The organism is Microcella pacifica (assembly GCF_009371975.2).
GTDB lineage: Bacteria > Actinomycetota > Actinomycetes > Actinomycetales > Microbacteriaceae > Microcella > Microcella pacifica.
The window spans coordinates 31,215-31,643 of record NZ_VIKT02000018.1; the positions used below are offsets into that span (position 1 = coordinate 31,215).

Sequence of the window (429 nt, forward strand, 5' to 3'; positions counted from 1 at the left end):
GACGAGACGGCGACCCTCACGCGACTACGGCGTACCGCCCAGAGTTTCAACGCGTTCACGGTATTCGTCGGTGGTCAGCTCGCCTCGGGCATACCGCTCATCGAGAATCTGTCGCGGCGTCGACGTCATCGCTACGGGCGGGGTGCCCGCGCTCGTTCTGGCCGTCGAATTGCGGACCAGAACCACCACAAGAACCACAACCCCGATGACGAAGAGACTGCCGACAACCCACATCCACGCCCAGCCGTCGTATCCGTATCCCCACATCATGATCGTGCCCTTCTGAGCATTTGCGCAGGTGCGCCGCAGTGAATCCCCCCGGCGTGTTCGGAGACTCGATTCCTTGGAAGGATCAGTCTCATGGCACGACCCAACAAGTATCCGCGCGAGCTTCGTGAGCGCGCAGTCCGCATGGTCGCCGAGGTGCGG

1 protein-coding gene is annotated in these 429 nt (G+C 62.7%); it reads right to left on the minus strand.

What is annotated here, in order from left to right; genetic code table 11:
* Nucleotides 1-24: 24 nt before the first annotated feature.
* Nucleotides 25-429, minus strand: a 405-nt coding sequence (locus FK219_RS14175; RefSeq protein WP_328821675.1) for an SHOCT domain-containing protein, incomplete at its 5' end; no start/stop codon positions are given.